This is a genomic window from Polaromonas sp. P4_F4 (assembly GCF_056401355.1).
In genome coordinates, this window is the sequence record NZ_JBFUJO010000056.1 from 1 (window position 1) to 6578 (window position 6578).

3 protein-coding genes and 1 pseudogene are annotated in these 6578 nt (G+C 65.5%); 1 reads left to right on the plus strand and 3 read right to left on the minus strand.

Features of this window, described 5'->3' with window-relative positions; genetic code table 11:
* The 3 genes and pseudogenes from AC1DUR_RS25655 to AC1DUR_RS25665 all read right to left on the minus strand — a co-directional run.
* Positions 1-919: pseudogene (locus AC1DUR_RS25655) on the minus strand (Bug family tripartite tricarboxylate transporter substrate binding protein); the annotation flags it as partial.
* On the minus strand, positions 919-1740 hold the full coding sequence (locus AC1DUR_RS25660; RefSeq protein ID WP_477719204.1) for a metal-dependent hydrolase: 822 nt from the start codon (positions 1738-1740) through the stop codon (positions 919-921). The pseudogene AC1DUR_RS25655 and the gene AC1DUR_RS25660, both read right to left, overlap by 1 nt.
* A 23-nt stretch (positions 1741-1763) precedes the next feature.
* The gene (locus tag AC1DUR_RS25665; protein ID WP_477722376.1) at positions 1764-2747 is read right to left on the minus strand and encodes a Bug family tripartite tricarboxylate transporter substrate binding protein; all 984 of its coding nucleotides are present in this window, start codon (positions 2745-2747) and stop codon (positions 1764-1766) included.
* Between the two features lie 852 nt (positions 2748-3599).
* Here AC1DUR_RS25665 and AC1DUR_RS25670 point away from each other — a divergent pair.
* A complete protein-coding gene (locus AC1DUR_RS25670; RefSeq protein WP_477719202.1) occupies positions 3600-6041 on the plus strand; it encodes a DUF6600 domain-containing protein in 2442 nt (813 codons plus the stop codon).
* Positions 6042-6578: the final 537 nt, after the last annotated feature.

Sequence of the window (6578 nt, forward strand, 5' to 3'; positions counted from 1 at the left end):
GCAGCTGCTCGGCTGCTCGGGCGTGCCTCCTCGGGGCGTGACATTCAGCCCGGCGAGCTGTTTGCGTACACCGGGATCGGCAAGGACCTTGTTCACTTCCCGATTGAGCATGGCGATCACCTGCGGCGGCGTGCGCGCTGGCGCCGCCAGCGCATTCCAGGAGGCGACGTCGAAACCAGGCACGCCGCTCTGCGCCATCGTCGGCACATCGGGCAAGGCTGACGCTCGCTGCGCCCCCATCACGGCCAGCGGCCGCATCGACCTGCCCACCGCGCAACGCGGTGAGCACCGCAGGCGAACCGTTGAAGGGTACGACCTGAAAATCCACACCCGCGCTCGTCTTCAGCAATTCCGCAGAGAGATGCTGCGTGCTGCCGACGTTGATGGTGGCCACGTTCAGCTTGCCTGGGTTCGCCTTGGCGTACGCGAGCAAGTCCTTCATGCTCTTGAAGCGGCTGTCGSTGGTYGTCAGCACGGCAAGGTCGAAAAAGCCCAGCGTCCCCACCGGTTCGAAGTCCTTCTGCGCRTCGAAGGGCAGGGACTGGAATATGCCGGCGCTGACGGCYGTGCCGTTGCTCATGAGCAGCAGCACGTGACCGTCCGGCTCCACCTTGGCCACCATCTCACCGGCCACGACACCACCGGCACCGGGCTTGTTCTCCACGATCACACTCTGGCGCAGGTTTTCGCCGAGCTTTTGCGCGATGGTGCGGGCCGTGAGGTCAGCGATGCCGCCGGGCCCAAACGGCACGACGATGCGGATCGTTTTGGAGGGGAAGGACTGCGCCAGGCTCCAGGCGGGCAGGATCGCGCCCGCGGCGCCCGTGATGAGGGTTCGTCGTCTCAAGGTATTCATGGTGGTCATGGTTTTCATGGGGTTTATGGGGCTTATGGTGTTTATGGATCTGCATCCGGGCATCAGAAAGTCGCCTTCTCGCCAGGTTTGAGCGGCAGCACATGGGTCGTGGTTTTGCCGAGCGCGCGCGAGAACTCCTCCGGCGTGCCGCGTCCAAGGGGGTTCGCGCCGTAGTGCATCGGGATCACGAACCGCGGCTTCAGCCACTCGCGCGTGGCATACGCTGCATCCGAAGGCCCCATGGTGAAATGGCCGCCAATGGGCATGAGCACCAGGTCAGGCTTGTAGTAGTCGGCAATGAACTTCATGTCGCCGAACAGGCCGGTGTCGCCCATGTGGTAGATGCGGAAGCCGTCCTCCAGCTCGATGATGAAACCGACGGGTTCACCCCCGGGATGCGCCTCGTCCTTGCCCGTGGCAGCGTTCTTCCACACGATCACCGAGGAATGATCGGCGCGCACGGCCGTGACCTTGATGCCTGCGGCGGGCGTGATGGTTCCGCCCTTGTTGAAGCGAGGCACCAGGTTGGGCGGCAGGATGCCGAGCAGCCCGACGGTCTGGTTCATGTCTCCGGGTGCGTACATCGGCACCTGGTTCAGCAGCGCCAGCGCGGGCGCATCCGCGAAGTGGTCGAAGTGGCCGTGGGTGACGAGGATGACGTCCACCTTGCCCAGCGCCTCCAGATTCTTGTACTCGGGCGGCGTGAGCGGATTGAGCTTCAACCAGGGATCGGTCACGATGACCTTGCCACCGGGCGTGGTGATGCGAAACGCCGATTGGCCAAGCCAGAGCACTTCCGTCTTCCCGGCAGGTGCCTGGGCCCAGGATGCGGGCAATGCCGCGGCGAAGACGCCGGCGATCAGCAGGCGCAAAATGGATTTCATCTGCAATGTCCTCTCGGATGTTTTCAGTCCAGGGTGATGTGAGCGTTTTTGATCACCCGCTCCCAGCGGGGGATTTCCTTCGCGATGAGCTGCCCGAACACCTGGGACGAAACCGGTGTCGCCTCGGCGCCTTCGGCTGCCAGGCGTGAGCGGACGGCCTCGGAGGCCAGGGCGTTGTTCACGTGCTGGTTGAGGAGCGACACCACGTCGGCCGGGGTGCCCGCAGGCGTCACCAGTCCATACCACTGGTCCGCCTCGAAGCCCTTCGTACCGGCGACGCCGCTTTCGGTCACCGTGGGCACCTCCGGAAGGAGGGCGAGGCGCCTGGGACTCGAGACGGCGAGCGCGCGCATCTTTCCCGACTTGATGTGGGGAAGCAGCGCGGGGATGCCGGTGAAGAGCACCTGCACCTGTCCCGCGAGCAGGTCGGTCACCGAAGGGCCCGTTCCGCGATAGGGAATATGCAGGAAGGAAGTGCCCGTCTGCATTTTCAGGTATTCCATCGTGGTGTGCGCCGCGCTGCCGTTCCCGCCGGAGCCGTATGCCAGCTGGCCGGGCCGGGCCTTCGCCAGCGCGAGGAGTTCCTTGAGGTTTTGCGCCGGGACCGACGCGTTCACCACCAGCACATTGGGAACGCGCGCGATCCACGCCACCGGCGTGAAGCTGCGTTGCGGGTCGTACCCCAACTTCGGGTAGAGGGAAGGGTTGATGGCCAGCGTGCCGACATGCCCCATCAGCAGCGTGTAGCCGTCGGCAGGGGACCTTGCCGCCTTCTCCGCGCCGAGCGAGCCTCCCGCCCCGGGCACGTTCTCGATCACGACCGGCTGGTTGAGCGCCTTGCCGAGTTCGAGCCCGATCGCGCGCGCGAGAACGTCGCTCGACCCGCCCGGTGTGAACGGCACGATGATGCGCAATGGCTTGTGGGGGAACGCGCTCTGGGCTGCCACACCCGTGATGGCCAGAGGCCCAACTGCCAGGCTCGCGAGGACCTCTCGTCTGTTCAACATATGTTTGCCTTCCTTGGAAAAATAAAATCCGTCTCAATCGGCAGCGGCGCCAAACCCCAGAAAACCCCCTGACTGCGGCGGTCCGCCTGACGGGTCCCGCATCGATCAGTGACTGGAATTGCGCTGCATCAGGCACAGCATTGCGAAAGTCCCCGTGCCCATGTCGCGCCAGGGCTCCAGGTTGAAAGTAGCGCGCAAGCCTGTCCCCGGGTTTTCGGTGCCGCGGATGACCCAGCGGCTCCCGGGCGCTACGCCGCTCGCGAGGGCCACGGTGCTGCCCGGGGAGAGGCTTAAAGCATGGGAGACGCTGCTTTACGAGCGCGCTGCCTTATCGATGATCCCGTGTAGATTCACGGGACTGATCGCCTGCGCGGTCACAGCTACTGCGACAGAACGCGCAGTGGCCGCACTAATTTGTCTCTTCGTCATTTTTTTCTCCAGATGGGCTGGTTTTTATTCTCGAGCAGCGTGGCGCCAGCGACTAGGCGTCATTGGCACTAGCAGATATGTCTTGCAGGCATGGGAACCGCGAATTTGCGGTATGCGCGAGTTCCCAAAGGAACCCGAATGCGGCTGTCCAGGTCTGCGTGTGCGTGGGATGCCGGTGACGGGGCTTGCAGCTGGCCAGCACGGCCCCATTGAGCTACAACCGCTGGATTGGCTCAAAGGCTTTCCCCGTAATCCGGCACCGTCCTACAGCGGCCCGGCCGTGAAACCCTCACCATCTACCTCAGCAGCATTGACTTCGCATTGTGTGAACAGGCCCTGGTCCAAGCAAGGACACTTCCTCAGTGCTACCGCGATCGCAGGGCGCATTTCAGTCGAACGCAAACCCTCCAACGGAGAGTCATCATGGACAGGTCATCGCTGCACAAACTCTTCGGCACTTTTATTCTGGGCCTCTGCGCCTTCGCGCTGAGTGGATGGGCGTATGCCGACCCGCCATCGCGTGTGGCACGGCTGGCCCATGTCAGTGGCGCCGTGAGCTTTTCGCCCGGTGGCGAAAACGACTGGGTCCGCGCGGCTGTCAATCGGCCCTTGATCACGGGCGACAGGTTGTGGGTCGATGCCGGTTCGCGCAGCGAACTGCAACTGGGCGGCGCCGCGATCCGCATGGGCTCCCACACCAGCGTGACCTTGCTGAACGTCGATGACCGCATTGCGCAAGTCCAGTTGACGCAGGGCACCCTGAACATCCGCATCTGGCGATTCGACCGCAATCACGCCTTCGAAATAAACACGCCGAATCTCGCCTATTCCCTCCGCAGCCCCGGCAGCTATCGCATTCACGTCGATCCCAACGGTGATTCGACTGTCGTGGTGGTCCGGGCCGGCGAGGCCGAGGTTTATGGCGAGGGGCGGGCCTTTGTCATCAGGGCAGGCCAGGGCTTTGAGTTCTTTGGCACCGGCCTGCGCGACTACGACAGCTTCGCGCTGGCTCCTGCCGATGACTTCGACCGCTGGTCCAGCGCGCGTGACCAGCGCTGGGAGAACTCTGCATCCGCGCGCTACGTTTCGCGCGACCTGATCGGCTACGAGGACCTGGACGAATACGGAACGTGGCGGGAGGTGACGGGCTACGGTCACGTGTGGACACCCACGCGTGTCGCCGTCGGTTGGGCACCGTATCGCGACGGGCACTGGGCCTGGGTCGAACCCTGGGGCTGGACCTGGGTGGATGACGCGCCCTGGGGATTCGCGCCGTCGCACTACGGCCGCTGGGCCAACATCGGCGGCGCATGGGGCTGGGTGCCTGGGCCGGTCGCGGCCCGGCCTGTCTACGCGCCGGCACTGGTCGCCTTTGTCAGCGGCAGCAACTTCAGCATCTCGCTCAACCTTGGCGGCGGTGGCGCGGTGGCGTGGTTTCCGCTCGGGCCGCGCGACGTCTACCGGCCATCCTATCCGGTCAGTCGCGAATATTTCACCAGCGTCAACACCAGCAACACCATCATCAACACGACGAACATCACGAACGTGTACAACAACACGAACGTGACCAATGTGGTTTACGTCAACCAGCAGGTGCCCGGAGCGGTGGTCGCCGTTCCCACCACGGCCTTCGTGCAATCCAGGCCGGTCGCGCGAGAGGCGGTGCGTGTGACGCAGGACATGGTGGCCACTTCGCCTGTGATGGCGGTTGCGCCTCTGGCGCCCGTGCGCACCAGTGTCCTGGGCGCGGCTGCGCCCAGTGCGAAGCCGCCGGAGCCAGCGGCAGTTCGACCCGTGGTGGCCAAGACCGCCCCGCCGCCGGCACCAACGTCGTTTGCAAGCCGGCAGAGTGCCCTCGCGGCCAATCCCGGGAAACCGCTTGACGCGGCAGCCGTGAATGCCCTGAGACCCGCCGTGGCGCCCCCGGCTGCTACTGCGGTAACGATTGTGACGCCGCCCCAGTCAGCAGCGTTGCCGCCTCCGCCCAAGCCGCCGGGTGCCGCCGCGTCGGAGAGAACGCGGCCGGCTGCGGCTCAAGCCCCCGTGCCAGCGCCATCGACCGAGCCTCGCAGCGCGCGGCCAGGTATGCCGGGAACGCCTGTGCCGTCTGTGCCGCCTGGAGCAGGCAGTGCCGAGCGCAAGCCGCCGGCGGAAGAGGAGCGGTCGCGCCAGCCCGGATTCCCACAGCGACCCGAACTGTCCCGGCCTGGATCCCAGCCGGCGGCCACGCCTGCAGCACCGGTCCCTGCAGCACCAGTCCCTGACGCCACCAAGCCCGCGGAAGAAGCGCGCCCCGCGCGTCCGCCGGCGATCGCACCTCGCAATGTGCCCGCAGGCCCTTCGGCGCAAGAGGAGCGCGCGCGCCAGCCCGGACTCCCACAGCGATCCGAACTGCCCCGGCCTGGATCCCAGCCGGCGGCCACGCCTGCAGCACCGGTCCCTGCAGCACCAGTCCCTGACGCCACCAAGCCCGCGGAAGAAGCAAGGCCCGCGCGTCTGCCTGGGCTCGCACCTCGCAATGTGCCTGCGGGCCCCTCAGCGGAAGAGGAGCGCGCGCGCCGCGCACCCGCGACTGTACAAAGGCCCACGGAACCATTGAAGCCAGAGCCCGTGCCCGTCCCGCCGGCCCAAAGCCGCCCCCTGCCGCCCGATAACCGTCCGCCTGTCGGTGGCGCAGTTGCACCGCCCCGGGCGAGCGGCCCTGCCGCCGCGCCCGCGTCACCACCAGCCGCTGTTGGGGATATGCCTGGCCGGCGGCAACGCCCCGAGGCGGGCCGGGCAGCCGACAGGCGAGAGGCGGCGAGCGAGGCGAAAAGAGCTGAGGAGCAACGCCGGCGGGCTGAAGAAGAACAGCGCCGACCGTAGCGCCGTGGATGGGGTGATTCGACGAGTGCCGCCGTGCCGGCTATGCGAAGTCAGTCACCCACCAGCCGTCGCTCAGCGTTCTCGGAAAGGGCATGACGTCCTCGATTGCATCGTCACCTGCCAGAGCGAAAACAGCGGCGCGCCCTTGAACAGGAAGTTGGGGCGTGGGCGGAGATGGGCAGCCGGCACAGTAGCCGCCCCAGACAGCAACCCTATAGCCCCATTCCCGGGTTTTGTTGAAGATGTGTCGGCCGCGATCGGTCGGCAATTGCGTTGCATTGAGTTTGGCGGCTTAGGGCGAATGGCACTTACTTTGGCAGGTTGGCCTTCGGCGACGTGCGTAAGTGCTTGAAAGCAAAGGGAGATGGCTGACCAAAGGGTCGATAGGATGGTTGTTTACGAAGCACCCAAACCATCTTCCCAAAGGCCAGCCACCATGGATCGTAATGCCCAAAGCGTCTTGCATCAACGTTGCAGCAGCATTGGACGCCGGGCGAGATCGACCCAGGCGGTGGAATTCTTCAACGTTCTGACGAG